This window comes from Exiguobacterium sp. s50 (assembly GCF_018618175.1).
GTDB lineage: Bacteria > Bacillota > Bacilli > Exiguobacteriales > Exiguobacteriaceae > Exiguobacterium > Exiguobacterium chiriqhucha.
This window is the reverse complement of sequence record NZ_JACSLP010000004.1, coordinates 1-26,543: the sequence shown is the minus strand read 5'-3', so window position 1 is coordinate 26,543 and position 26,543 is coordinate 1. Positions and strand designations below refer to the sequence as shown.

27 protein-coding genes and 1 riboswitch are annotated in these 26,543 nt (G+C 52.0%); of the genes, 25 read left to right on the top strand and 2 right to left on the bottom strand.

Annotated elements, in window-relative coordinates:
• The first annotated feature begins 12 nt into the window (after positions 1–12).
• The 4 genes from KNP68_RS06680 (at position 13) to gcvH (ending at position 3,444) form a co-directional block, all read left to right on the top strand.
• On the top strand, positions 13–1,797 hold the full coding sequence (locus KNP68_RS06680; RefSeq protein WP_214799106.1) for an acyl-CoA dehydrogenase family protein: 1,785 nt from the start codon (positions 13–15) through the stop codon (positions 1,795–1,797).
• 87 nt (positions 1,798–1,884) lie between these two features.
• Positions 1,885–2,613 carry a hypothetical protein gene (locus KNP68_RS06675; protein ID WP_021065486.1) on the top strand — a complete coding sequence of 243 codons (729 nt, stop codon included), beginning with the start codon at positions 1,885–1,887 and terminating at the stop codon, positions 2,611–2,613.
• Between the two features lie 45 nt (positions 2,614–2,658).
• Positions 2,659–3,021 carry an arsenate reductase family protein gene (locus KNP68_RS06670; protein ID WP_021065487.1) on the top strand — a complete coding sequence of 121 codons (363 nt, stop codon included), beginning with the start codon at positions 2,659–2,661 and terminating at the stop codon, positions 3,019–3,021.
• A 39-nt stretch (positions 3,022–3,060) separates the two neighbouring features.
• A complete protein-coding gene (gene gcvH / locus KNP68_RS06665; RefSeq protein WP_021065488.1) occupies positions 3,061–3,444 on the top strand; it encodes a glycine cleavage system protein GcvH in 384 nt (127 codons plus the stop codon).
• A 42-nt stretch (positions 3,445–3,486) separates the two neighbouring features.
• Here the strand turns inward: gcvH and KNP68_RS06660 are convergent, their stop codons facing one another.
• Positions 3,487–4,539, bottom strand: coding sequence for a PTS sugar transporter subunit IIC (locus tag KNP68_RS06660; protein WP_029595091.1), 1,053 nt, complete (start codon positions 4,537–4,539; stop codon positions 3,487–3,489).
• A 187-nt stretch (positions 4,540–4,726) separates the two neighbouring features.
• Between KNP68_RS06660 and KNP68_RS06655 the strand changes: the two genes are divergently transcribed.
• The 12 genes from KNP68_RS06655 to KNP68_RS06600 all read left to right on the top strand — a co-directional run bounded on the left by KNP68_RS06655 (position 4,727) and on the right by KNP68_RS06600 (position 16,369).
• A complete protein-coding gene (locus KNP68_RS06655) occupies positions 4,727–4,984 on the top strand; it encodes a thioredoxin family protein (protein WP_214799104.1) in 258 nt (85 codons plus the stop codon).
• A 453-nt stretch (positions 4,985–5,437) separates the two neighbouring features.
• Positions 5,438–5,543: riboswitch (SAM riboswitch) on the top strand.
• A gap of 77 nt (positions 5,544–5,620) precedes the next feature.
• Positions 5,621–6,649 carry a methionine ABC transporter ATP-binding protein gene (locus KNP68_RS06650; protein ID WP_214799102.1) on the top strand — a complete coding sequence of 343 codons (1,029 nt, stop codon included), beginning with the start codon at positions 5,621–5,623 and terminating at the stop codon, positions 6,647–6,649.
• A complete protein-coding gene (locus tag KNP68_RS06645; RefSeq protein WP_021065492.1) occupies positions 6,639–7,301 on the top strand; it encodes a methionine ABC transporter permease in 663 nt (220 codons plus the stop codon). The genes KNP68_RS06650 and KNP68_RS06645 overlap by 11 nt, the downstream gene beginning before the upstream one ends.
• A gap of 30 nt (positions 7,302–7,331) precedes the next feature.
• Complete coding sequence (locus tag KNP68_RS06640; RefSeq protein ID WP_029595094.1) at positions 7,332–8,165, top strand: MetQ/NlpA family ABC transporter substrate-binding protein; 834 nt, start codon at positions 7,332–7,334, stop codon at positions 8,163–8,165.
• Positions 8,166–8,266: 101 nt separating this feature from the next.
• Positions 8,267–9,481 (top strand): MDR family MFS transporter, encoded by a 1,215-nt coding sequence (locus KNP68_RS06635; RefSeq protein ID WP_214799100.1) that lies wholly within the window; start codon positions 8,267–8,269, stop codon positions 9,479–9,481.
• Between the two features lie 172 nt (positions 9,482–9,653).
• Positions 9,654–10,415, top strand: coding sequence for a Fe-S cluster assembly ATPase SufC (gene sufC / locus KNP68_RS06630; protein WP_087576453.1), 762 nt, complete (start codon positions 9,654–9,656; stop codon positions 10,413–10,415).
• Between the two features lie 12 nt (positions 10,416–10,427).
• Positions 10,428–11,696, top strand: a complete 1,269-nt coding sequence (gene sufD, locus KNP68_RS06625; RefSeq protein ID WP_021065496.1) for a Fe-S cluster assembly protein SufD — start codon at positions 10,428–10,430, stop codon at positions 11,694–11,696.
• A gap of 1 nt (position 11,697) precedes the next feature.
• A complete protein-coding gene (locus tag KNP68_RS06620) occupies positions 11,698–12,918 on the top strand; it encodes a cysteine desulfurase (protein ID WP_214799098.1) in 1,221 nt (406 codons plus the stop codon).
• Positions 12,908–13,342, top strand: a complete 435-nt coding sequence (gene sufU, locus KNP68_RS06615) for a Fe-S cluster assembly sulfur transfer protein SufU (protein ID WP_024372279.1) — start codon at positions 12,908–12,910, stop codon at positions 13,340–13,342. Before KNP68_RS06620 ends, sufU begins: the two co-directional genes overlap by 11 nt.
• Before the next feature lie 19 nt (positions 13,343–13,361).
• Positions 13,362–14,759 carry a Fe-S cluster assembly protein SufB gene (gene sufB / locus KNP68_RS06610; protein ID WP_029595099.1) on the top strand — a complete coding sequence of 466 codons (1,398 nt, stop codon included), beginning with the start codon at positions 13,362–13,364 and terminating at the stop codon, positions 14,757–14,759.
• A gap of 133 nt (positions 14,760–14,892) precedes the next feature.
• Positions 14,893–15,267 carry a YciI family protein gene (locus tag KNP68_RS06605; RefSeq protein WP_214714515.1) on the top strand — a complete coding sequence of 125 codons (375 nt, stop codon included), beginning with the start codon at positions 14,893–14,895 and terminating at the stop codon, positions 15,265–15,267.
• 127 nt (positions 15,268–15,394) lie between these two features.
• Entirely contained in the window at positions 15,395–16,369 is a 975-nt protein-coding gene (locus tag KNP68_RS06600; protein ID WP_285801264.1) for an L-lactate dehydrogenase, read from the top strand.
• Positions 16,370–16,404: 35 nt separating this feature from the next.
• Here KNP68_RS06600 and KNP68_RS06595 read toward each other — a convergent pair whose 3' ends face one another.
• Positions 16,405–17,787, bottom strand: coding sequence for an alanine/glycine:cation symporter family protein (locus KNP68_RS06595; RefSeq protein WP_131472383.1), 1,383 nt, complete (start codon positions 17,785–17,787; stop codon positions 16,405–16,407).
• 92 nt (positions 17,788–17,879) lie between these two features.
• Between KNP68_RS06595 and KNP68_RS06590 the strand changes: the two genes are divergently transcribed.
• The 9 genes from KNP68_RS06590 to KNP68_RS06550 all read left to right on the top strand — a co-directional run bounded on the left by KNP68_RS06590 (position 17,880) and on the right by KNP68_RS06550 (position 26,368).
• On the top strand, positions 17,880–18,152 hold the full coding sequence (locus KNP68_RS06590; RefSeq protein ID WP_034778432.1) for an acylphosphatase: 273 nt from the start codon (positions 17,880–17,882) through the stop codon (positions 18,150–18,152).
• Between the two features lie 241 nt (positions 18,153–18,393).
• Entirely contained in the window at positions 18,394–19,713 is a 1,320-nt protein-coding gene (gene brnQ, locus KNP68_RS06585) for a branched-chain amino acid transport system II carrier protein (RefSeq protein ID WP_029595106.1), read from the top strand.
• 114 nt (positions 19,714–19,827) lie between these two features.
• On the top strand, positions 19,828–21,009 hold the full coding sequence (locus KNP68_RS06580; protein WP_021065505.1) for an MFS transporter: 1,182 nt from the start codon (positions 19,828–19,830) through the stop codon (positions 21,007–21,009).
• A 17-nt stretch (positions 21,010–21,026) separates the two neighbouring features.
• Positions 21,027–21,872, top strand: coding sequence for a DUF72 domain-containing protein (locus KNP68_RS06575; protein WP_214799096.1), 846 nt, complete (start codon positions 21,027–21,029; stop codon positions 21,870–21,872).
• 14 nt (positions 21,873–21,886) lie between these two features.
• Positions 21,887–23,227 carry a bifunctional metallophosphatase/5'-nucleotidase gene (locus KNP68_RS06570; RefSeq protein ID WP_251128599.1) on the top strand — a complete coding sequence of 447 codons (1,341 nt, stop codon included), beginning with the start codon at positions 21,887–21,889 and terminating at the stop codon, positions 23,225–23,227.
• A 48-nt stretch (positions 23,228–23,275) separates the two neighbouring features.
• A complete protein-coding gene (locus KNP68_RS06565) occupies positions 23,276–23,656 on the top strand; it encodes a YutD family protein (RefSeq protein WP_214799094.1) in 381 nt (126 codons plus the stop codon).
• A gap of 165 nt (positions 23,657–23,821) precedes the next feature.
• Positions 23,822–24,127: a hypothetical protein gene (locus KNP68_RS06560; RefSeq protein WP_131472389.1), complete on the top strand. Its 306-nt coding sequence runs from the start codon at positions 23,822–23,824 to the stop codon at positions 24,125–24,127.
• Positions 24,128–24,229: 102 nt separating this feature from the next.
• Positions 24,230–24,907: a DUF975 family protein gene (locus KNP68_RS06555; protein ID WP_029334641.1), complete on the top strand. Its 678-nt coding sequence runs from the start codon at positions 24,230–24,232 to the stop codon at positions 24,905–24,907.
• 255 nt (positions 24,908–25,162) lie between these two features.
• The gene (locus KNP68_RS06550) at positions 25,163–26,368 is read left to right on the top strand and encodes a YibE/F family protein (protein ID WP_131472391.1); all 1,206 of its coding nucleotides are present in this window, start codon (positions 25,163–25,165) and stop codon (positions 26,366–26,368) included.
• Positions 26,369–26,543: the final 175 nt, after the last annotated feature.

Below are 26,543 nucleotides of genomic sequence, written 5' to 3'. Positions count from 1 at the left end.
GGGGAATTGACAATGGAACGTACAGAACACGAATTGATTAAAGGCGGTAGCTTCGTCATCGACGCACTCGACGCGGATCGTTTGTTCACACCGGAAGACTTCTCAGATGAGCACAAAATGATTGGCGACACGACGGCGAGCTTCGTCGACGACCGTGTCATGCCTGTCCTTGGACGCATCGAGAAACACGAGTTCGATCTCTCGGTCGAACTGTTGAAAGAAGCGGGCGAGCTCGGCCTCCTCGGCGCGGACGTGCCAGAAGAGTATGGCGGTTATCAGCTCGATAAAATCTCGTCATCGATCATCACAGAGCGATTCGCCAAAGCGCGTTCATTCGCCCTCAGCTACGGCGCCCACGTCGGCATCGGGACGCTCCCGATTGTCTTCTTCGGGACAGAAGAGCAAAAGCATAAGTACTTGCCGAAACTCGCAACTGGCGAATGGATTGCCGCCTACGCGCTCACAGAGCCAGGCTCAGGCTCGGACGCGCTCGGTGCGAAAGCGACGGCCGTCTTGAACGAAGCCGGCACACACTACGTCTTGAACGGGGAGAAACAATGGATCACGAACGCTGGTTTCGCGAACGTGTTCGTCGTCTACGCGAAAATCGACGGCGACAAGTTCAGCGCCTTCATCGTCGAGCGTGAATTCAAAGGTGTCTCGACAGGCGCCGAAGAACAGAAGATGGGCATTAAAGGCTCATCGACACGGACGCTCATCTTAGAAGACGTCGAAGTCCCAGTCGACAACCTCCTCGGAGAAATCGGCAAAGGCCACGTCATCGCCTTCAACATCTTGAACGTCGGTCGTTACAAACTTGCGGTCGGTGCGGTCGGTTCGTCGAAACGTGCGTTCGATCTTTCGGTCCAGTACGCGAACGAGCGCAAACAGTTCAAGACACCGATCAGTCAGTTCTCGCTCATCCAAGAGAAACTCGCGACGATGGCTGCGAACATTTATGCGATGGAGAGCTCGGTCTACCGGACGGGCGGTCTGTTCCAAGACAGCCTCGACGCGCTGGGCGACGACAACATGCGTGACGGTTCGAAAGTTGCCCAAGCCATCGCCGAATACGCGATTGAATGTTCACTCAACAAAGTGTTCGCCTCGGAGACGTTTGACTACGTCGTCGACGAAGCGGTTCAAATCCACGGCGGCTACGGCTTCATGACTGAATATGAAGTCGAGAACTTGTACCGTGACTCACGCATCAACCGCATCTTCGAAGGAACGAACGAAATCAACCGCTTAATCGTACCGAGCACGCTTCTTAAGAAAGCGATGAAAGGCGACTTGCCGCTTCTCGCCGAAGCACAGAAGCTCCAGAAAGAGCTCATGAGCTACATGCCACAAGAACTTGACGGGTCGCCGCTCGCACGTGAGAAGATGCTTCTGTCGAACATGAAGAAAATCAACTTGATGATCGCCGGAACGGCCGTCCAGAAATATCAGCAGGCCCTCCAAAACGAACAAGAGATTCTCGCGAAGATTGCCGATATCATCAGCGCCATCTATGCGCTTGAAGCGGCCATCGCACGGACGGAGAAAGCCATCGCTCGCACAGGCGCTGAGAAGAACCAGCAGAAAGTCCGCTATACAGAAATCTTCGCCGAGCAAGTGTTCAAGCAAGTCGAACTCATGGCGAAAGAAGTCTTGTATGCGGCCGCATCGGGCGACGAGCAGCGCATGCTCTTGTCGGCGATGAAGAAGTTCAGCCGCTATCAGCCGATCAACGTCATCGGCACGAAGCGCGAAGTCGCAGCGAGCCTCATCAAAGCGAACAAGTTCATCGTATAAGCAAGCGAGAGAAAGGGTGGCCGGACGCGGTCGGCCCTTTCTTTTTGCTGTCTGCGGACGATACAATGGACGAAGGAGGGGATACGCATGAAACGAGATGACTTATTAGAACGGATGGATGCAATCGGCCGCTCGGTCGCCAAGCATGAGGGCACGCTCATGCTCCTCGCGCTCGGTTCAATTGGACTTGAGATGGATCGGCTCGACGACTATTCGGACCTCGATTTCTTTTTGATCGTCGAGGACGGACATAAGGCCCGCTTCATCGACAATTTGGACTGGCTCGCGGTCGAGCCGTTGGCGTACCAGTTCCAAAACACGAAAGACGGGCACAAGGTCATGTATGAGGACGGCATTTACGCCGAGTTCGCCGTGTTCGAGATCGTAGAGATGCCTGGAATCGCTTATACACCGGGTCGTGTCGTTTGGCAGCGTGACGAGGCGCTCGATACGTTTGCGACGCCGAAGCTTGTTACACGCCCTTCAGACGCCGCACATCGCTACGAGGAGGCACTGACGAACCTATACGTCGGACTGCTCCGGGAACGGCGCGGTGAACAGCTCGCTGGCTTTGAACTCATTCAAGTCGCGGCTGTCAACAACGTGTTAATCGCGTACGGGGAGACGAGCGACCCGTTCAACCCGACGCGACGGGTCGAAGGGACACATCCGGAGCTCGTCGCACGTCTACAGGAGTGGTTACCCGGTTACGGAAAATCGGTCGAGGCGGCCGCAGCCATCCTCCGCCACATCGAGGCGCACCACTCGGTCAATCCGGCGCTCAAGCAAGAGATTGTGCGCTTGCTTGAAACGTGAACCGACGAATCGGAATATGCTACAGTAACAGGAGAGGTGATGAACATGGTGACACTATATGGCTATCCGCCATGCAGTACGTGTAAAAAAGCAGAGAAGTGGTTGAAAGAGAACGGCATCGACTATACATATATCCATATCGTCGAGGCGACGCCGTCGAAAGACGAGTTGGCTGAACTATGGAAACAGTCGGGTCTCCCGCTTAAAAAATTCTTCAATACGAGCGGACAAGTGTATCGGAACGAAGGCATTAAAGACAAGCTACCAAATCTATCAGAAGACGAACAACTCGAGCTTCTTGCGAGCAATGGTATGCTTTTAAAGCGCCCAATCGTGACAGATGGTCAAAAATCAACTGTCGGATTTTCAGAAAAGTCGTTTACAGACGTTTGGGGCGAAGTGCTATAATACTCGTGTGAGTCTAATTCATTTGAGGGGGAAGTTAAGATGAGCAAAGTACCTGCCAATCTACGTTATTCAAAAGAGCACGAATGGGTGGAAGTGAACGGAAGCGTCGCCCGCATCGGGATCACGGATTTCGCACAAAGCGAACTAGGGGATATCGTCTTTGTCGAACTTCCTGAAGTCGGTGGCACGATCTTACTCGATGAGCCATTCGGTTCGGTTGAATCGGTCAAGACCGTATCAGAGCTTTACGCACCGATCTCTGGGAAAATCACAGCAGTGAACGAATCACTTGCCGATTCACCAGAACTCGTCAACGAAGCACCGTTCGAAGGCGCTTGGATGATCGAAGTCGAGTTGAACGACGCGTCAGACGTCGACAAGCTCATGTCAGCCGAAGAATACGAAGCGATGATTCAAGGCTAAACAAAACCCGGTTTCTCTTTACGAGAAGCCGGGTCTTTTTGATTAATCGAAGTCGAGACGGTAATGATCAGGCTCGATGAGCGACGTCCGGTTGAACAAACGATAGAACAGAATCCCGAGTGCGATTGGGATGAGCCCGAACAAGACGACGACAAGCATGACGTTCCAGAGCGCGAATCCTCCCGGCATCAAATGCAAGGCGTTGACCGGACCGATTAGACCCGAGACGCCGAATCCGGCACTGATTGGCGTGCCTTCAATCCGAAGGATACCTGCGAGCGCTCCGAGAATGGCCGCATTGGCGAGCACGGGCAACATCATGATCGGACGACGGACGAAGTTCGCCATTTGAATCTTCGGTGAGCCGAGGAAGTGGGCGATCGACGTTCCCGTCGCGTTCATCTGCCAGCCAGCGATGGCGAGACCGAAGCCGGCAGCGACGACGCCAAGGTTGGCGGCCCCGGCAGCGACACCAGACAGGCTGATGGCTGTGGCAATCCCGACCGTGGAGATTGGCGATACGATGATGAGCGAGAACGCCATCGCGATCAACATGCCCATCACGATCGGTTGCAGTTCAGTCATCGTCATGATGATCGTTCCGACGTACGTCGTGATTTGTGAGATGTATGTGAGCAGGAACGCCCCGATGCCTCCAGCGACGACGATGACCGTCATCGGCAAGACGAGCACCGTGTATGTCTTCAAGCGTGGCGACAACTGCATGACGAGGAACGTCGCGAGAGCGGCCGTCACACCAGCCGTGATGACGTCACCGATTCCGGCCATGAGGAACGCGCCTTCCTCGATGCGGATGGCGCCACTTCCGACCTGGGTCGCGATGCCGATCGTCCCGGCCTCGAGCGCCGATCGTCCGAACTGCATGGCGACGGCGACACCGATGATGACCGGTAAGAGGCGCATCGCAATCGTCGTCGCATCTAAGATGAACTGCAAGGACGGAAAATAAGGCAAGATGGCTTTCGTTAATTCACCGAGCAAAGCGCTCGGGATGAGGGCAATGAGAATGGCAAGACTGAGGCCGTTCAAGACGTTCATTAAAAATTGTTTTCCGGTAAGCTTCTCTTCCGTCATTGGGGATTCACCTGTCCTTTTCTACTGGTTTGCTGTTATGTACAAAAGCGATAAAGTTAATGACCATACTATGCCTCTTTCTGCCGAGCGTCAACCAGAAATGTTGAAATGTTCAGAATTTTCCATTTGAGCACAACTTTTGAACCGACTGGGCCGGATTCATATACTTAGAAGAGAGGTGAGCAAAATGATGACAGACGGATTCTTATATATATACGCCCCAATGTGCGGTACATGCGCCGTGGCTGAGCGGATGCTCTCGGTCGTCGAGGCGGTCGACCCAGAATTGAAGATTGAAAAACGCGATGCCAACTTTATCCCGAACGAGCTCGAGGCATATCAGGTTATGAGTGTCCCGGCGCTATTGAAGCTAGAGAATGGCCAAGTTCGCAATCGTTTGTACGCGTTTCAAAACGTCCAGCACGTCCTATCTTTCGTTAAATGAGATAGGATGATTAGAATAATCTGAAAATTTTAAATAATCAGTTGACACAGAAAGTTCACGAATGATATATTCATTACAACATCTTACTTGAACACAACATAGGACGAGATTTTCCCGTCATCAAGACGTTTTCGAACAACCGCTGCATGAGCTTACGCGATTTCAGGTGGACCTTCCCTTCGATTGTCCCCCAAAAAAATCAAGCGTCGGGGCACCGGTCGCGTAATTGCATGGTCCGTTCGAAGACCGAGTGATGGTTGGGTAAAAATCCCCCATATAAGGATGAATGCTCTGATCGGGCAAAAGAGGTTCATCTATGGGTTGTCCTTCAGTGACTCAAGGTGCTACGTTCTGTGTCATCCTCGGATGGCACCTTTTTTTATTTTGCTGAAAAAAATAGTTTGACATGAAAATAATGTGTCGCTATGATAAAGCTAATCAAATACGCAACCACTCTTATCAAGAGAGGCTGAGGGACTGGCCCTATGACGCCCAGCAACCGCGGAGCAATCCGAAATGGTGCTAATTCCAGCAAGGTGTATACCTTGGAAGATGAGAGCAATCGTTGTCCGTACGATAAAGTACGCACGTTTGCTCAAACGTGCGTACTTTTTTTGTTGTCAGGAGGGAAATGGATTGATTCAATTACGCAATGTGGCCAAATGGTTCGACACGAAAAACGGTCGGGTCCAGGCGGTCGATGATGTGTCGCTTACAATCGAAAGCGGCGAAATTTTTGGAATAATCGGATATTCAGGTGCGGGGAAGTCGACGCTCATCCGCTTGCTCAACCGACTCGAGGCACCGTCAAGCGGTGAAATCGTGGTCGCCGGCAGCGAGCTGACGAAACTCACACCAAAGGAACTACGCGGGGTACGTAAAAACGTCTCGATGGTGTTCCAACACTTCAACTTGTTATGGTCGCGCACAGTCGCTGAGAATATCAGCTTCCCGCTCGAACTCATCGGGGTACCGGCGAGCGAGCGCAAACGCCGCGTTCAAGAACTCGTCGAACTCGTCGGCCTCGCCGGACGAGAAGATAGCTATCCGTCACAGCTATCGGGCGGCCAAAAGCAGCGAGTCGGGATAGCCCGTGCGCTCGCTACGAATCCAGAAGTGCTCCTCTGCGATGAAGCGACGAGCGCACTCGACCCGAAGACGACGGATTCGATTCTCGAACTGCTCGTCAGCATCAACAAGAAACTCGGTTTGACGATCGTCCTCATCACCCATGAGATGCACGTCATCCAAAAGATTTGTCACCGTGTCGCCGTCATGGAGGCCGGAAAGGTCGTCGAGACCGGGCAAGTCGCCGACGTGTTCCAACACCCGAAACAGCCAATCACGAAAGAGTTCGTCAAACAGATCGGCGCGGTCGAAGACATGTCGCTAACGTTCGAACATTTGAAAGCTCGTTATCCGAGCGGTCAAATCGTCAAGCTCAAATTCTTGAACGAGACGGCCGAACAACCGATTCTGTCGGAAGTGTTGAAGCAGCATGACATCGGCTTCAACATCATCGGCGGAAACGTGACGCAGTCACAAGTCGGTGCCCTCGGGACATTATTCATCCAATTGATCGGAGAGCCGGCTGAAGTCGAGCGGGCCATCGCCTCAATCCGATCACAGGCAGTGGAAGTGGAGGTAGAAAGCGATGTTTCCTAATGTAGATTGGCAAGTCATGTTAGAACAGACGTGGGAGACGCTCTATATGACGCTCGTCGCCGGAGCCGCGACGTTCGTCATCGGTCTCGCCCTCGGGATGCTCCTATATGTCACAAACGAGCCGCTCATGATGAAGAACCGTCCGATTTACACGGTCATCAGCGCGGTCGTCAACATCTTCCGGTCAATCCCGTTCATCATTTTGATTATCTTGCTCATCCCGTTCACGTTACTCGTCGTCGGGACGATGCTCGGGTCAACGGCAGCACTGCCGGCACTGATCATCGGTGCGGCCCCGTTCTATGCTCGGATGGTCGAGCTCGCGCTTCGCGAAGTCGACCGCGGCGTCATCGAGGCGGCTGAGTCGATGGGTGCGACAAAATGGCAGATCGTCTATAAAGTATTGTTCCCAGAAGCATTGCCGGCCATCGTGTCAGGCATCACGGTCACGATCGTCGCGATCGTCGGTTACACGGCGATGGCAGGGGTCGTCGGCGGTGGAGGACTCGGGAACTTGGCGTTCCTCGAAGGCTTCCAGCGTTCACAAAGTGACGTCACGTTCGTCGCGACCGTCTTAATCTTGGTCATCGTCTTCGTCATTCAGTTCATCGGCGATCGACTCGTATCTGTAATTGATAAGCGTTCTGCTTAATCTAAATAGAAAATTTGGAGGGGTTTTATAATGAAATCATGGAAAACAGTACTCGGTTTAACGGCAGCTTCAGCACTTACGATTCTCGCGGCTTGCGGCGGTGGGGATTCAGAATCAGGTTCAGGCGATGACAAGACACTCGTCGTCGGCGCATCAAACGTCCCGCACGCTGAGATTTTAGAGCACGTCCAAGACGAATACGAAGAGAAGGGCTATACGCTCGAAATCAAGAAGTTCCAAGACTACGTCCTCCCGAACAAGACGCTCGCAGACGGTGAATTGGACGCGAACTACTTCCAACACGAACCGTACCTCGAGTCACAAATGGCTGAAAACAAAGACTACAAATTCGCTTCAGCTGGCGGCGTTCACATCGAGCCAATCGGTGTGTACTCGAAAGATTACGCATCACTCGATGAGCTTCCAGAAGGCGCGGAAATCATCATGAGCTCGTCGGTCGCTGACCACGGACGTATCCTCACGATGCTTCAATCTGAAGGCTTGCTTACACTCGCGGAAGGCAAGACAACGGACGCGACGGTTTCAGACATCGTCGACAACCCGAAAAACTTGGAGTTCAAGACGGACGTCGAAGCGGCACTTCTCCCGCAAGCGTTCAACAACGGTGAAGGGGACGCGGTCCTCATCAACACGAACTACGCGATTGATGCCGGCCTCAACCCACTCGAAGACGCAATCGCTCTCGAAGGTGAAGATTCACCGTACGTCAACTTGATCGTCACACGTGAAGGCGACGAAGATGATGAGCGCGTCAAGGCACTCCTTGAAGTCCTCACGTCAGAAGAAACACAACAGTGGATCTTGGACGAGTATAAAGGTGCGGTCGTACCGGTCAAACAATAATTTCGTCAAGGCCCGGGCTATACCGGGCCTTTTTTATTTGGAGTAGTTTTGGTTCACCAATAGAAGTACACTACATATATGTAGGAAAAGGGGGGATCCGGATGAACATACGACACATTCATCCGCTGACGCTGGGTGTCTTGTTTGGCACATTTTTTGCCCGGCTGTCGACATTTTTTGTTATGCCGTTTTTTGCGATTTATCTCGCGACGCTCGGTTTCTCGGCGAGTGTCATCGGGACGGTGTTCGCCATCTCGGCGCTATCGGGTCTGTTCATGAGCTTTTTCGGGGGAACGCTGTCTGACCGATACGGGCGCAAACAGTTGATGCTGATCGGCATCGTCTTGAACGCCTTGACGTTCAGCGGCTTCGCGCTCGTGACAGAATTATTTTGGTTTTACATATTTTCGGTACTCATGGGTGTGTCGCGGTCGTTCCTCGAACCGGCGTCTCGCGCGCTCATCAGCGATACGACGCAGCCGGACCAGCGCGTCATCGTCTATAACGTCCGCTACTTTTTAATCAATATCGCGGCGGCGATTGGGCCATTGCTCGCGGTCGTTTTGTCGCTCACCGGCGCAAAGAGCGCCTTCTTCGTCGTGACGGGCGTTTACGTGATGTACGGACTCGTCATTTCGACACTGTTCCGAAAGTATCCGTTCGAGGAAGGGGACGGCGTCAAAGTCCGGCCGCGCTTGACGGAGACGTTCCGTGTGTTACAACAAGATAAGACGTTCCGCTTCGTCATCATCGGGATGATTTTTGCCATCATCGGCTATAGTCAGTTCAATGCGACGTTGCCACAGTTCATCGCTTTCCATGACGGATTCAGTGACGGCTCGCGTTTGTTCGCCTATCTATTGACGGTCAATGCGATCACCGTCCTTGTCGTCCAATATCCGATTATGCGATTCGGGATGCGGGTCTCACCGATCAAGTCACTCTTCTTCGGTGTCGCCACACTGTCGTCGGGACTCCTCCTGATCGGCTTCGCGACCGAGACGTGGATTTTATTCGTCGCGATGGTCATCTTCACGGTCGGAGAGGTGCTCATGTTCACGATGACGGACGTGTTGACGGACGAATTGGCACCGGCCCATCTGCGCGGGACGTATTTCGGGGCGATGGGATTGACGGCGCTCGGTCAGACGATTGGCCCCGTCATCGGGGGAGTGTTGCTTGATGGATTCGATAATGCAGCGTTGCCAGTGTTTGGAAGCTTGGCCGTATTGACGGCGTGCGGCGCCTTCTTCTTCGCCGGCGCCTTGAAAGAACGGAAAGCAAGTTTGGCGTTAACCGAGGAAAAAGTTGGATAATGTCTTGATTTCCCGATATTCTCATTCTCAACATTTATGTTTTATTGAGAATGAATAATAAGGTGAGTCGCTTGAAATAAAAAATTGCCTAGATTAAGATTAGAATATATCTAATCTACGCCAAAAATGGCGAGAAAACGGAAGGGGTATCCGAATGTCTAACGTACCACACATGAAAATTGATGACCTCCGCGTCTCAATCGAAGGAAAAGAGATCGTCAAAGGTCTTAATCTTGAAATTAAAGGTGGCGAAATTCACGCCATCATGGGTCCTAACGGAACGGGTAAATCAACACTCGCATCGGCACTTATGGGTCATCCATTGTATGAAGTAACAGGCGGAAGCGTCGATTTGAACGGTGAAGACGTACTCGAGATGGAAGTCGACGAGCGCGCGCAAGCCGGAATGTTCCTCGCGATGCAGTATCCTGCTGAAATCAGTGGTGTCACGAATGCCGATTTCTTGCGTTCAGCAATCAACTCGCGCCGTGAAGAAGGCCAAGAAATCTCGCTCATGAAGTTCATCCGTGAACTCGATGCGAAGATGGACGTCCTTGAAATCCCTTCAGCAATGGCACACCGTTATTTAAACGAAGGTTTCTCAGGCGGAGAGAAAAAACGTAACGAGATTCTTCAGATGATGATGATCAAACCGAACATCGCCATCCTCGATGAGATTGACTCAGGTCTTGACATCGATGCGCTCAAAGTCGTCGCGAAAGGCGTCAACGAAATGCGCAACGAAGAGTTCGGCTGCTTGATCATCACGCACTATCAACGTCTCCTCAACTATATCGAGCCAGACTTTGTTCACATCATGATGGACGGGAAAATCGTCATGTCAGGTGGCAAAGAGCTTGCACAACGACTCGAAGCAGAAGGTTACGACTGGGTGAAGCAAGATCTTGGAATGACAGTAGACACAGAAGCGTAAGGAGGCTGTACGATGACCGTACAATTTGAATTGGATGCACAAGCAGTAGCGGCACGTGCAGAGGCGCTCGGTGGACCTTCATGGATGGTCAACCGTCGCAAAGAAGCAGCAGAACTTGCGCCGACTCTCGCCTTGCCAAAAGTTGAAAAAATCAAGATTGATAAATGGGACTTCGTCTCTGGAGACGTCGAGCTCACGAAGCATGACGGCTTGACGCCTGAAATCGAAGCACTTCTTGGAGACCACCGTACAAACGTGCTCGTTGAACGCAACGGTCATGTCGTCTACAACGAACTTGCGACGCCAGAAGGTGTCCTCTTCATGGGCATCAACGAAGCGATGGAACAACATCCGGACCTCGTCGAGAAATACTTTATGACGGAAGGTGTCCGCGTAGACGAAGAACGTTTGTCTGCGTTGAACGCTGCCCTCATGAACGGCGGTGCGTTCTTATACGTACCGAAGAACGTTCAGTTGAAAGACCCGCTCCAAGCCATCTTCACGATGGAACAAGCGAACGGCGCGCTCTATCACCACACAATCATCGTCGCAGACGAAGGCAGTGAATTGACGTACGTCGAGAGCTTCCTCTCGAACACGAACGAGCCGCACACGGTCAACGCCGTGACGGAAGTGTTCGCTGGCGCTAACGCGAAAGTCGTCTTCGGTGGCGTCGACCAGCTCGCTGAGTCGGCTCTCTCGTTCATGAACCGCCGCGGTGTCGTCTATGAGAACGCACGCCTCGAATGGGCGCTCGGTCATATGAATGACGGCAACTCGGTCGTCGAGACGAAAACACACCTCGTCGGAGACAACACGTTCTCAGACACGAAAGCAGTCACGATCGGTCGTGGCGCACAGAAACAAAACTTCAACATCCGGACGGACCATTTCGGGAAGTCTTCAGAAGGGTTCATTTTGATTCACGGTGTCCAAAAGGATTCGGCCACGGCCATCTTCAGCGGGACATCGATGATTCACCATGGCGCTTCGAAATCGAACGGCGTTCAAACGGAACGTGTGCTCATGTTGTCTGAAAAGGCACGTGGGGATGCGAACCCGATTCTCCTCATCGATGAGGACGACGTCATGGCAGGTCACGCCGCTTCGGTCGGACGCGTCGACGACGTACAGCTCTACTACTTGATGAGCCGCGGTCTGTCACGTAAAGAAGCCGAACGGTTGATCATTCACGGATTCTTGAACCCGGTCGTCGAGCAACTCGCGATCGAGTCGGTCAAAGACCGTCTCCGTGAAGTCATCGAAGGGAAAGTACGTTAAGATGATTGATGCCTCGATTCGTAAACAGTTCCCGATTTTAGATCAGGAAATCAACGGTCATCCGCTCGTCTATCTCGACAGCGCGGCGAGCTCCCAAAAACCGCTTGCTGTCATCGAGGCGATCGAGGATTACTATAGCCGCACCCACTCGAACGTGCACCGGGGCGTCCATACGCTCGGGACGCACGCGACGGATGCGTATGAAGGGGCGCGGGAGCGCGTCCGTTCATTCATCAACGCCGCCGTCCCAGAAGAAATCATCTTCACACGCGGGACGACGACGGCGATTAACCTCGTCGCGTCAAGCTACGGGGACGCCAATGTCGGCGCGGGGGACGAGATCGTCCTCACACCGATGGAGCACCACGCCAACTTGATTCCATGGCAACAGCTCGCCAAGCGTAAAGGGGCCACGCTCCGTTACGTCGAATTGACGCCGGACGGTCGGGTCACGCTCGACGCGGTCCGTGCCGTCTTGTCGGACCGGACGAAAATCGTCGCCATGAGTCACGTCTCGAACGTACTCGGCACGATCAACCCGATCGCCGATGTGGCGAAGCTCGCCCATGAAAAAGGCGCGGTCATGGTCGTCGATGCGGCGCAAAGCGCACCGCACCGGAAACTTGACGTGCAAGCACTCGATTGCGACTTCCTCGCCTTCTCAGGCCATAAGATGCTCGGTCCGACCGGGATCGGTGTCTTATACGGGAAGAAGCAGTTGCTCAAAAACATGGAACCGGTCGAATTCGGTGGCGAGATGATCGATTACGTCGACTTGTATGAGTCGACATGGAAAGATATCCCGTACCGATTCGAAGCAGGGACGCCGATTATCGCCGGCGCCGTCGGTTTGGCAGCGGCCATCGACTTTTTAGAAGACCTCGGTCTCGAGAACGTCGAAGCCCACGAACGGGCGCTCGCGACGTACGCCATCGAACAGATGCGTACGATTGAAGGCATTGAGATTTACGGACCAGAGGAACGGGTCGGACTCGTCACGTTCAATTTAGGCGACGTGCACGCCCACGACTTAGCGACCGTCTTGGATATGCAAGGCATCGCGGTCCGGGCCGGCCACCACTGTGCCCAGCCGCTCATGCGTCTCCTGAAGCAATCATCGACAGCCCGAGCGAGCTTCTACTTGTACAATACGAAAGAAGAGGTCGACCGCTTCATCGAAGGGCTACGTCAAACGAAGGAGTATTTCAATTATGAGTTTTAACAATCTCGACATGTTGTACCGACAGGTCATCATGGATCATTATAAAAACCCAAGAAACCGTGGCGTCATCGAAGATGGCGTGACGGTCGACTTGAACAACCCGACATGCGGGGATTCACTCCGACTCCAACTCCAAGTCGAGGACGGAATCGTGAAAGATGCCAAGTTCGAAGGTGAAGGCTGTTCAATCAGTCTCGCGTCGGCATCGATGATGACTCAAATCGTGAAGGGCAAGTCTGTTGACGAGGCACTCCAATTGGCCACCATCTTCTCGGAGATGGTCCAAGGAAAAGACTATGATACAGACACGTTCGACCTAGGCGACATCGAAGCGTTGTCTGGCGTCTCAAAGTTTCCGGCTCGCATCAAGTGTGCCACGCTCGCGTGGAAAGCGCTTGAAAAGGGAGTCGACGAGGAAGCGTAAGTAGAAGGAGGAGACCGATATGGCGAAAAACATGCCTGACATTGGCGATTATAAATATGGCTTCCATGACCGAGACATCTCGATTTTCCGTTCAGGCCGCGGCTTGACGAATGAAATCGTAGAGACGATCTCGCGCATGAAAGAAGAACCGGCATGGATGCTCGAGTTCCGCTTGAAATCACTCGAACAGTTCCGCAAAATGCCGATGCCGACATGGGGCGGCGATCTCACGGCACTCGATTTCGATGAGATCACGTATTATGTCAAACCGTCTGAAAAGACAGAGCACTCGTGGGACGAGGTTCCTGAAGAAATCAAACGTACGTTTGACAAGCTCGGAATCCCAGAAGCGGAGCAAAAATACTTGGCAGGCGTCTCGGCTCAGTATGAGTCTGAGGTTGTCTATCACAGCATGCAAGAAGACTTTGAAGCGAAAGGTGTCATCTTCAAAGATACAGACACGGCGCTCAAAGAAAACGAAGACCTCTTCCGTGAGTACTTCGGAAAATTGATTCCGCCGACGGACAACAAGTTCTCGGCGCTCAACTCGGCTGTATGGTCAGGTGGCTCGTTCATCTACGTACCAAAAGGCGTGAAGCTCGAGCAACCGCTCCAAGCTTACTTCCGCATCAACTCGGAGAATATGGGTCAGTTCGAGCGGACGCTCATCATCGTCGACGAGGGCGCTTCTGTCCATTACGTCGAAGGATGTACAGCACCGGTCTACACGACGAACTCACTCCACTCAGCGGTCGTTGAGATTTTCGTCAACAAAGACGCATATTGCCGCTATACGACGATCCAGAACTGGGCGAACAACGTCTACAACTTGGTCACGAAGCGTGCTGTCTGTGAAGCGGGTGGATCGATGGAATGGATCGATGGCAACATCGGTTCGAAACTCACGATGAAATACCCGGCCGTCATCTTGAAAGGTGAAGGCTCACGCGGTATGACGCTCTCAATCGCTCTCGGCGGTAAAGGGCAGCACCAAGACGCGGGCGCGAAAATGATTCACCTCGCACCGAACACGTCGTCGTCAATCGTCTCGAAGTCGATTTCGAAACAAGGCGGAAAAGTCTCGTATCGCGGAATCGTCCACTTCGGTCGTAAAGCGAAAGGTGCACGTTCGAACATCGAATGTGACACACTCATCATGGATAACGAGTCGACGTCGGACACGATCCCGTACAACGAGATCTTGAACGACCAAGTCTCACTCGAGCACGAAGCGAAAGTCTCTAAAGTGTCAGAAGAGCAACTCTTCTACCTCATGAGCCGTGGAATCTCGGAAGAAGAAGCGACTGAGATGATCGTCATGGGCTTCATCGAGCCGTTCACGAAAGAATTGCCAATGGAATATGCCGTCGAAATGAACCGTCTCATCAAGTTTGAGATGGAAGGATCGATTGGATAATCCTGCATAGATAGAGAAAGACGGTTGACATGATTTCATGTCGACCGTCTTTTTTGTAGGTAATGCTTGCAAACAGGGAATAGGGAATGGGATAAGATGATGCGTGACTGTAGATTCGAGAGGAGAAGATCACATGATGTTCTTGGTAACGGGATATTTCAACGCTGACAAAATGAACGAAAAGACCGACCTGGAAATCGATCAAATCATGGCTACGTGTGAACCATACTTACAGGAGCTATATGCAAGTGAACAAGTGTTGTTGGACATGGGGCTTGAAGCGAGCATGAAACAACTCAAGCGGGAGTCACATCAGATTTCGATTACGGATGGGCCTGTTACTGAATCGAAGGAAGTCATGGGAAGTGCATTCGTGATTGAAGCGTTAGATATGGAGGACGCAGTCAGAATCGCTTCCATCCATCCGACGACCCAAGTACCCGAAGCGGAAGCGTTAGGATGGCGGCTCGAGATTCGGCCGGTTCACTATTATCGGGAGCGAGAATGACATGTGTCATAAACACGGTTTTGTTTAGAAGCGAATTCCTCACAAGTTAGTTCGCTTTTTTTGTCGTGAAACGAACGCCAGTCGGGTATGATAAGTAAGAGAACACGTTTAGAAAGGGATGAAGCAGATGGATCACTTGAACACGATTGACCCAGAAGACATCACCCGCATCGCCGTCGTCGGCGCCGGCTGGGTCGGTATCAGTTTCGCCTATCAACTGTCGATGGCGGCGCTCTGTGAAGAGCTCGTCTTGATCGACTCGAACCACGCCAAGGCCGAAGGGGAGGCGATGGACCTCAATCACGGGATATCATTCGCCCCGAGTCCGGTCCGAATTTGGGCAGGTGACTACTCGGACTGCCGCGACGCCGATATCGTCATCATCACGGCCGGTGCCGCTCAAAAGCTCGGTCAGACCCAGATGGACCTCGCCGAACAAAATGCGAAGGTCATGCAACATGTCACGGAACAAATTATGGCGAGCGGATTCGACGGTATCATCGTCGTCGCGACGAACCCGGTTAATGTCATGGCACACGTCGTCTGGAAGGCGTCCGGCTTGCCGAAACATCGCGTTATCGGTTCAGGAACAGTCCTTGATACGGCACGTCTCCGTTATAAGGTAGGCGAGTACTTCGACTTGTCGTCACGGAACTGCCACGTCTATTATATGGGCGAGCATGGTGCTGGGGGCTTCGTCGCCTGGGACAACGCCCGCGTTTACGGGAAGTCGATGAAGCAGCTACTTGAGGAGAATGAATCGTATCGCCAAGAAGATTTGGACGCCATCTATCAAGGAGTCCGCGATGCGGCGAATCAAATCATCGAATATAAGAGCGCGGCGTACTACGCGATCGGGCTCGGGCTCCTCCGAATCGTCCGCGCCATCGTCCGGAATGAGAACTCCGTCGTGACAATCGGTGCCCATCTCGATGGCGAATACGGTGCCTCAGGTCTCCATATCGGCGTACCGGCCTTGATTGACCGGACTGGTATCCGCCAAATCGTCGAGATCGAACTGACGGACGAGGAACAAGGACAGTTCGATGCCTCGGTCGGACGGATTCGCCAAGCGATTGACAACATCGAATCATCAACATAAAAAGGACCCGGCTGCAATCGCAGCCGGGTTTGTCATTACGACGCCTTCTTCTCGGCGACGTCTTTCTTATAATATTTCTCGGACGTGAAGAACTCGGTCGTCAAGCGCTTCACTTCGCCGCTCAACATCAAGACGGCAATCATGTTCGGGATAAGAATCATCGCGAGCATCAAATCAAGGAAGTTCCAAATCATCTGTGCTCCACCGATTGCACCGATGACGATTGAGCCGATATAGACGACTTTCATCAGGAAGCCGGCCTTCAAACCGAATAAGTACTCGGCTTGGCGCGACCCGTAGAAGATGATGACGATAATCGTCGACAAGACGAAGAAGATGAGCGAGATTGTGACAAGCAGGCTGCCCGTGTACCCGAAGTACTGTTGGAACGCGATTGTTGTCAGGGCTGCTGGATCGTTCATCGCATCGGCCCGTGTCCATACACCGGACGACAAGACAACGAACGCCGTCGCGCTACAGATGATGAGCGTATCGATGACGATCCCGATCACGGCCCAGAAGCCTTGCCGGACCGGATGATCCGTTTGCGCAGCGGCGTGGGCAATCGGTGCCGTCCCGAGTCCTGCCTCGTTCGAATAAAGACCACGGGCGAAGCCCCAACGAATCGTCTCGGCGATGGCGGCACCAGCGAAACCACCGAGCGCGGCCATCGGTTGGAATGCGTATGAGAAGATGAGCCCGAGTACTTCCGGGATTTGTGAGAAATTCATCAAGACGATAATGAAACCGGCACCGACATAGACGAGTGCCATCGCCGGGACGATGACTTCCGTCACTTTCGCGATGCGTTTCATACCGCCGAAGACGACGAGGGCGACGAGCCCGGCGACGATAATCCCGGTCACAAGGGTATTGCCGTTGAACGTCTCTCTGACGGCCGAACTGACGGCGTTTCCTTGAACCATGATACTCGGGATGAGTTCGATCATGAGAGCGAAGGCGAACCATGAGGCGAGCCATTTCAGCTTCAAGCCTTTCGCCATATAGTAGACGGGACCGCCGACAAATTCACCGGCCTCGTTCTTCTCGCGGTAACGGACGGCGAGGACGCTCTCCGAGAACTTGATGGCCATCCCGACGACGGCGATGACCCACATCCAGAAGATGGCGCCCGGACCGCCGAACATGATGGCGGCTGGTACCCCGATGATATTGGCGGCACCGATCGTCGAAGATAAGGCCGACGTCAATGCCTGGCGGGGACTGATGTCACCTTCACCTTTTGGTTTTTTGAAAACACTGCCTAACGTTTGTTGCATTATGTAGATGGGGTATCGGAATTGGAAGAATCCTAAACGAATCGTCAAATAGAGTCCAGACAAAACGAGTAACGAGATGATTGGCACACCCCATAGCCAATCTGAAATTGTCGTCACCACAGTCACAAGTTGTTCCACATCACCACTCCTATCCAGTATTTTACTTATACATTGTTGCCTAACGAGACAGAGGCTAAACCCATTCTTTCAAATTAGAGGAGGAGACTTATATGAAACAAGCACAGCATCTCATCGTATCGGGTCGGGTCCAAGGGGTCGGTTTCCGCTATTTCGCGCAAGCGACTGCCCTTGAATACGGCATCACAGGTTGGGTCCGGAATTTGAATGACGGGACGGTCGAACTTCAAATCGAAGGAGACGCGGAGAGACTCGAATCATATAAACGCGCCCTCTATGACGGCAATCGTTTTGTCGGGGTCGAACGGATTGAAGCGGAAGAGGCGACGATCGAATCATTCCGAAAGTTTGATATCCGTTATTGACCATTTTTCTCATTTACAGCTAGTCAATGAGTGCGACCAACCGATAATTTGTAAATTAAGGGAACGGTTCCATACAATAAATCCACATTTCAAAAAAATAAACATCATTTTTATGGATAGGGTGGTCAAAAAAATGAAAGTGTGTATAATGAAATAGACCAAGCGGTTTATTGTCAGAAAATTTAGTCATTTGATTCATTGGGTAACACGGAAGGTATTACATGTATGTGGAGGTAGTTGTATGAAAAAATCGACATTATTCCCGTTAGCATTCACGATTTTCGCATTATTCTTCGGGGCCGGGAACTTGCTGTTCCCACCGATGCTAGGTGCGATGGCAGGACAGAACCTCGTCCCAGCCCTAGTCGGCTTCGTCATTACCGGCGTCGGGCTACCATTACTCGCGCTCTTCGCAGTCGCGCGGGTCGGCGGTGGATCTGACCAAATCGCTCGGTATATTCCGAAGCGGCTTGCGCTCGTCTTGACGGGATTAATGTACGTGGCGATTGGACCGTTCTTCGGGATTCCTCGGACGGCAGCAGTCACGTATGAGATGGGAGTCGTACCGTTTCTCGGTGCGCCATCTACGCTCACGCTCGCAATCAGTTCAACTGTCTTCTTCGGTTTGACGTTCTTCTTGACGTTACGTGCTCAGAAATTGATTGAAGTCATCGGACGCATCATCACGCCAATCCTCTTGCTCTTGCTTGCGGCAATCGGAATCACGAACCTCGTGGCTCCACTCGGGAAGCCGGTCGCACCAGCAGAAGGATATGAGACGTGGATTGGTGCCCTCGGGGAAGGCTTCAAACAAGGCTACTTGACGATGGACGTCTTCGGCGCTCTCGTCTTCGGTGCCATCGTGCTCGTCACGCTCAAAGCGAACGGGATGACGGACCAAAAAGAAGCATCTTCACTCCTTCGGACGTCTGGAATGCTCGCTGTCACGTGTTTGATGCTCGTCTATATCTCGCTCGGGTCGATTGGAGCGAACATGACAGGCCAAACAGGAACGACGGACGGAGCAAGCTTGCTTCAAGCGTTTGCAGGTTCGTCTTTCGGACAAGTCGGAATGCTCGCGCTCGGGGCTGCGGTCTTCCTCGCTTGTTTGACGACAGCGGTCGGACTCATCACTGAGTTCTCACGCTTCATCAGCAACACGTTCGAATCACTCAAGTATTACCAAGTCGTCATCGCGACGACGTTGTTCGGCTTCATGATTTCACTCGTCGGACTCGGTATGTTGATTGAAATCGCAGTACCGCTTCTCACGCTCTTGTATCCGGTCATGATCGCACTCGTGCTCGTCTCGATTACGGAGCGGATTCAACGCAACCCGCATGTCGCCATGAAGGCGACTGTATATACGGCTCTCGTGCTCTCGCTCTTCGAGACGACACACGGATTGGCGCCGTCAGCAGCAACAGCTTGGATCACGAACTTGCCGATGGCTGAGATCGGACTCGCCTGGGCAGTTCCAACATTGATCGTGTATGTGATCACACTGTTTTTACCGAAAAATCGTTCCAACCAAGCACTCGCTCAATCACGCATCTCATAAGCAAGTGTTTGAACACCCATCCTCTGGTCAAGGATGGGTGTTTTGCTGTCTTATCGTTTGCTCATTTCATTCATCAACAAGTAAAATGAAAGGATGAAAAGGAAGTGACATACATTGACGACTAAACAAAAGAAACAATTGGCGATTCTCATGTTGAACATGTTCATCGCTGTAGCAGGATTCGGGATTATCATACCGATTATTCCTGATTATTTGAAGATGATTGGAGAAGGCGGAACCGCTGCCGGACTCATGATCTCTGTCTTTGCCGGGGCCCAGCTGCTCATGTCGCCGATTGCCGGGAAATGGGCGGACGTTTACGGCCGCAGGCTCATGATCATCCTCGGACTCATCGGCTTTACTATCTCGATGGGCGTCTTTTACTTATCAGACAACTTGACCGTCCTGTTGATTTCACGGGCGATCGGCGGCGTCGGGGCCGCTCTCTTGATTCCGGCCATCTTTGCTTACGTGGCCGATATCACGACGCTCAAACAACGGGCGAAAGGGAACAGTTATATTTCCGCGGCAATGTCGCTCGGGATTGTCATCGGACCAGGAATCGGTGGTTTCTTCGCCGAATTCGGGTTGAAGGCACCGCTCTTGTTATCGGCGATCGTATCATTCGTCGCCGTCATCTCGTCAATCATTCTATTGAAAGAACCGGACCGTGAACCGTATGTCCAAACGAGTGAGAGTGAATCGTTACCGCGTCAACTCGTGTCGTCGACACGGAAACCGTATTTCTTCGTGCTCGTCATCAACTTGGTCATGGCGTTCGGTTTGATGGCATATGAGTCGGTCCTCGGTCTGTTCGTCAGTGAGACGTTCAGCGCAACGCCACAACAAATCGCGGTCATGATCACCGGGACGGGAATCGTCAGCGTTATCGTCCAACTGTTCGCGGTCGACCGTCTCGTCTCGCTGTTCGGTGAGATTAAAGTCGTGCTCATCTTTATCATGCTCGCTGCGCTCGGCTTCTTGTTCTCACTGTTTGCCGGGTCTTACACGATTTTCTTCGCGGTCACGTTGATTATCTTCTTGTCGACGTCAATTTTACGACCGGTATTGAATACGCTCGTATCGAAAATGGCAGATAAAGAGCAAGGGTTTGCGATGGGGATGAACAATGCTTATATGAGCATCGGGAATATCGTCGGACCGACGCTTGCCGGAATCGCCTTCGATATCGATATGCGCTATCCGTTTGTGATGGGGCTCGTTCTGTTGCTCGTGACGTTCGCGGGAACGTTGAATTGGTCGAAACGGAACACTGCGGCCACGTTCGAACAATAAGTTGAGGAGGGAATGTGATGATTTATGTCGGTGTGACGGGGTGGGGAGACCATGATTTACTGTATACGACCCCAGAAGAACGAAAACATAAACTGTCGACCTATGCGGGACATTTCCCGACCGTTGAAATCGATTCCTCGTTTTATGCGATTCAACCGGTGAAGAATTACGAGAAGTGGAACTTGGAAACACCGGAGACGTTCCAATTCATCGTCAAAGTTTCCAGGGAAATGAGCGGCCATGACCGGGAGCCGAAGCTACCTCTCGCCGAGCTGTTCGAACGGTATCGAACGTCTGTCGAACCGCTGAAACAAGCTGGGAAGCTACGAGCCGTGCTCGTCCAACTCCCGCCCTGGTTCGATGTCTCGAAGCCACATCTCGATTATTTACGGACGATCCGTGACGAGTTGCACGACTATGACATCGCCATCGAGTTCCGGAACCCGACGTGGTTCTCCGAGGCGTTCCGGGAGCGGACGCTCGCATTCTTAACGGAACAACGTTTCATCAATACGATTTGTGATGAGCCGCAAACGAAAGAGAGTAGCATCCCGTTCGTCCCGGTCGTGACCAATCCGGACGTGGCCGTCGTGCGCTTGCACGGCCGCAACACCGCCGGCTGGCTCCGAAAGCCGGGCATGACGAGCCAAGAATGGCGTCACGTCCGCTGCCTGTATCGCTATAGTGAGGATGAACTGCAGGAGCTCGCTGCGGCCCTCAAACAAGTCGATGAAACAGCGAAGTCGGTGTACGTCTACTTCAACAACAACTCGGCCGGCGACGCGGTACCAAACGCCAAACGGTTGATTGAGATTCTCGGTGCCGAATATGAACTCGCCCCGAGCCAAATCAGTCTGTTCTAGGAAGGGGGATCGTCTTGAGAACGATTACGATGTTCCATTATAATGACTTACATTCGAAATTCCATAACTGGCCGCGGTTCGTCTCGTTTTTGAATGAGCATCGGACGGACGAGACGCTCGTCTTCGATCTCGGCGACCATGCCGACCGCACCCATCCGGCGACAGAAGTGACGCGCGGACAAGTGAACGTCCGACTGCTCAACCGGATTCGACCGACGGCGGTCACGATCGGCAATAATGAAGGCATCACGTTCCCGCACGACTGGCTCGCCCATCTGTATGACGAGGCCGCGTTCCCGGTCCTATTAGGGAACGTCTATCAAGCAGCTGGTGAACGACCAGAATGGGCGTCGGAGACGCTCATCGTCGAACGAGAGGGAATTCAGATCGGGCTGTTCGGGGTGACCGCGCCGTATGAAGAGCTTTATCCTGAACTCGGTTGGGCCATCGAAGCACCACATGCGGCAACGGCGCGTGCCCTCGAGACACTTCGAGACTGCGACGTCATCATCGCGCTCAGCCATCTCGGCTTTTATGCCGACGAGCGGCTCGCCGAGGCGTTCCCAGAAATCGATGTCATCCTCGGAGCCCATACCCACCACGTACTCGATGAAGGTGTCGTCACGAACGGCGTCCTAATCGCGCAGGCCGGCAAATACGGGCAGTACGTCGGGCAAATCGAGCTAGCCATCGAAGGAAAGCGGGTCATCGAGAAACGGGCTTGTCTCCACGATGTATCGGAGCGCGAACCTGATGAAGCGACGGTCGCGGTCCTAGCCGCAGAGTATGGTCAAGCCGAGCGTCTGCTCGATGTGACGATTGCCGAGACACCAGGTTATGAAAGTGACTGGTTCGGTCCGTCAGCCATCGGAAACCTATTGGCGAGCGGACTCGCGGACTGGTGTGACGCCGAGTTGAGTATCATCCCATCCGGTGTCTTGTTAGAAGGTTTGCGCCCGGGCCACGTCACGCTAAATATGTTGCACCGGATTTGTCCGCATCCGATCAACCCTTGTCTCTTGACGCTTGACGGGGCGACCCTCGTCCGATTTTTGAACGACGTCCAAGAAGATGCGTTCACGACAATGCATGTCCGTGGCCTCGGTTTTCGCGGGACGGTGCTCGGTAGCCCGATCCTCCATGGAATCGACAGCCGAAACGGTCGCTATTCGATTAATGGTGAGGAAATCAATCTAGACGGGACGTATCGTGTCGCCACGGTCGACATGTTCACGTTCGGACCGCTCCTTCCGTATTTGGCCGATCAGCCGAAGCGTTACTTTATGCCGGAACTGCTGCGTGACGTGTTACGCGAGACGATCGTGACCCGTCATAATGCCATCCGAAAAGGATAGGGACGGGACCGGTCGGCATGCTATGATAGAACAGTGGAGGTGTGAAACATGATTAGAGTGAATCGCCACGGCTATACCGTCATTGAAGAGAAACGTGACGGTTTTGACGAGGAAGCGTTCATCGCACGCTATAGCGACGTGCTTGATAAATACGATTATATCGTCGGGGATTGGGGCCACGGACAGCTTCGGTTGAAAGGGTTCTATGAGACGAAGTCCAAGTTCGCGACGTATGATAATCGAATCGATCACGTGATGGATTACGTGTATGAATACTGTAACTTTGGGTGCCCGTTCTTTGTACTCAAAAAAGAGACGGAAATCGATGAGGCGGAAGACGGTCCAGTCTTCGGTGGTACGAAACAACCGCTCAAACTGAAACGCAAATTCAATAAATCGGAAGAAGTCGAGCCTTCGACCGGTAAATGACGCGCTGATGACATCAGCGCTTTTTTGTTACATTTATTTTCCAAATGTTTCTTTTAGGTGAAAAGACGGTGTGACAGGTTTAGGGATAGGAAAATTGTGATAACTTATATTTAAGGTTATTGTTTCTGTTCGGGTTTTTGTGGGTTTTGGAAGTGAGGTGGAAGTATGCAACACGTACAAACGGCGACCGTCGGTGACCGCGATGACGTCCATAATCGAATTCATAATTTCGGCTTGGGCGTACTAGCGATGTTGTTCTTCGGGTTCGGGAGTATCATGACGTTTTACTTCACCGCCGCAGTCCTGATCTATGAGGTTGTCCACGTCTTGTTCATCCGTCGCTTCGAATACCGACATGCATTTTTAAGAACTCGTTTATTCAAGGCCACGTCGCTCGCGGCGGTTGCCGTCGGGGTGCTCTTATTGATCTTATCGATGTCGCAATTTTTCTTAGGCAACGTGATGTACTGAAGGGAAAGGGAAAAACCTTTTCCCTTTTTTCGCATTCTCCTGAAACTTTTTCATTGTTTTCACGTACACTAAGAAAAGACTGATAAAAAAAGGGTGGAACATATGACAGCACAATGGAAACAACACGCACGACACATGTTAAAAGGGAAATGGTGGCTTCTTGCCGGGATTTTGATCGTCTTCACCGTCTTGAACGCGATCCCGCAGACGTTCGCCCCGACGGTGGACCCAGAAGTGGCACCTACGGCGACGGAAACATCACTGACACTCTTGTCACTTTTGCTCACAATTTTGATCGCACCGCTCACGCTCGGATGGTCTTGGATCGTCCTGTCGGTATCACGTGGCGACAAGCCGGCCATCTCGCAACTGTTTGAACCGTTCCGGAACGGTTACGTGAAGCACGTTCTGGCACCGCTCCTCATGGGGATTTTCATCTTCCTCTGGTCGTTGCTTTTAATAATTCCAGGAATCATTAAAGCGTTCTCGTACTCGCTCACGTATTACATTATGCGTGACGAGCCGGAACTTTCGGCACTCGAAGCGATCACGGAGTCTCGTCGGTTGATGGACGGCCACAAGATGCAAGCGTTCAAGCTCGTCTTGTCGTTCATCGGTTGGTTCTTCGTCGGGATTTTGACGCTCGGGATCGGATTCTTGTTCATCTATCCGTACTTCTCGACGGCGTATGCGACGTTCTACGATTCGATTCAGCAAGATCAGCGACCAGAACCGCAATATATGACCGACCATTCAACGGATGCCCCGACAGGATTCTAAATCTGTAAACGCATAATATGATGAAAGCGACTGTCCCTTATAATTAAGGGGCGGTCGCTTTTTGTAGTGGATGGATCATTTCCAAGCGCTTGGAAATGAGCGGAGGAACACAGGAGGTAGTAAGTCAGAGTCAATCATCCTTATGTTACAAAATAATTTTAAAATGGAGACGCGACACAAATAGTCGTACTCCTTTGTTATAATAGGTTCTCATTGTCTGTCAGCTTGAACTCGCACAAAGGAGAAATTAACACCATGCTTCGATTAATCACGCTCATTATATTCACGTTTCTAATCGTTCCTTCGACTGCCCTTGCAAGCTATACGCCACCGCCGATGAACCCTGGCGAAGAGGAAATGATGTATGAGATGCCAAATACCGTCAACACAACCGCCCGTGTTCTGGAAGTCATTGAGGAAAGAACAGAAATTGAGGAAATCACACAAGAAGAAAGAGAATTTCAACTATTGAATGTCGAGATTTTATCTGGAGAATATAAAGGCCAGGAAATCGAGGTCGAAGGTTTCAATTACGTCGATACGTATTTTGCGAACAGCAACTTCTGGTTTGAAGAAGGTGACCGCATTACCGTCGGGCTTCAAATTGAAAATGGGGAGATCACCCGGGCTTATCCGATCGGATATACGAGAGACGTTCCAACCTATATTCTAGGTGGGTTGTTCATCGCGCTGTTGCTCTTCTTTGGCAAGGTGAAAGGCCTTAAGTCTGTGATTACGTTAGGGTTGACTGTCTTTATTCTCTTCAAGTTTATGATTCCTTATTTGTTGGAAGGCTATAATCCGGTCTTGCTCGTACTCATTACAGGCGCGATTGTCACGACGCTGACTTTCGTGATTGTGAGCGGAATTTCTTGGAAAACGCTTGCTGCGATTGCCGGAACCGTGGGCGGATTGGGCGCGGCGGCTTTGATTTCCTTTATTTTCATGAGTCTGATGAAAATGTCCGGTTTTCATGGGGAAGAAGAAATCATGCTCGGGATGCTCGATTCGGAAAATTCGATCGACCTTTCTGGCCTGTTGCTTGCTGGGATCATCATTGGAGCGCTTGGCGCTGTCATGGATGTCGCGATTTCGATTGCTTCATCACTTGAGGAAGTAAAACGTAATAACCAGAAGGCGTCTTATAAAGACTTGTTCAAGTCAGGAATGAACGTAGGCGGAGACATCATGGGTACGATGGCGAATACGTTGATCTTAGCTTACGTAGGCGCCTCCCTCCCAATTCTTTTATTGATGAATGCCTACGAGTATCCTTTCGGAGAATTGATTCATATGGAGGTTTATAGTGTAGAAATCCTGAGGACGCTTGCCGGGAGCATTGGTCTCGTGCTTGCCATTCCGATTACCGCTTTCGTATCAGCTTTGCTTTTAAGTAAGCAGGAGATAAAGGCAGACCAAGATGCAACGATTGTGATTGGTGACCGAAATACAGGGTCGTAAATAATATCGAGCGATTCAAAGCTCCTTTTAACCAAATCGATTGTCGTATCGATGATGTAGTCATCAGTTGGCCCCGGCGTTTGCTCGAGGGCACTGAAAAACCTCCGCTCTATCCGAGCGTGAACTGAAAAAAGGTGGATTGGACCGACTCACGTCGGGACAATCCACCTTTTTT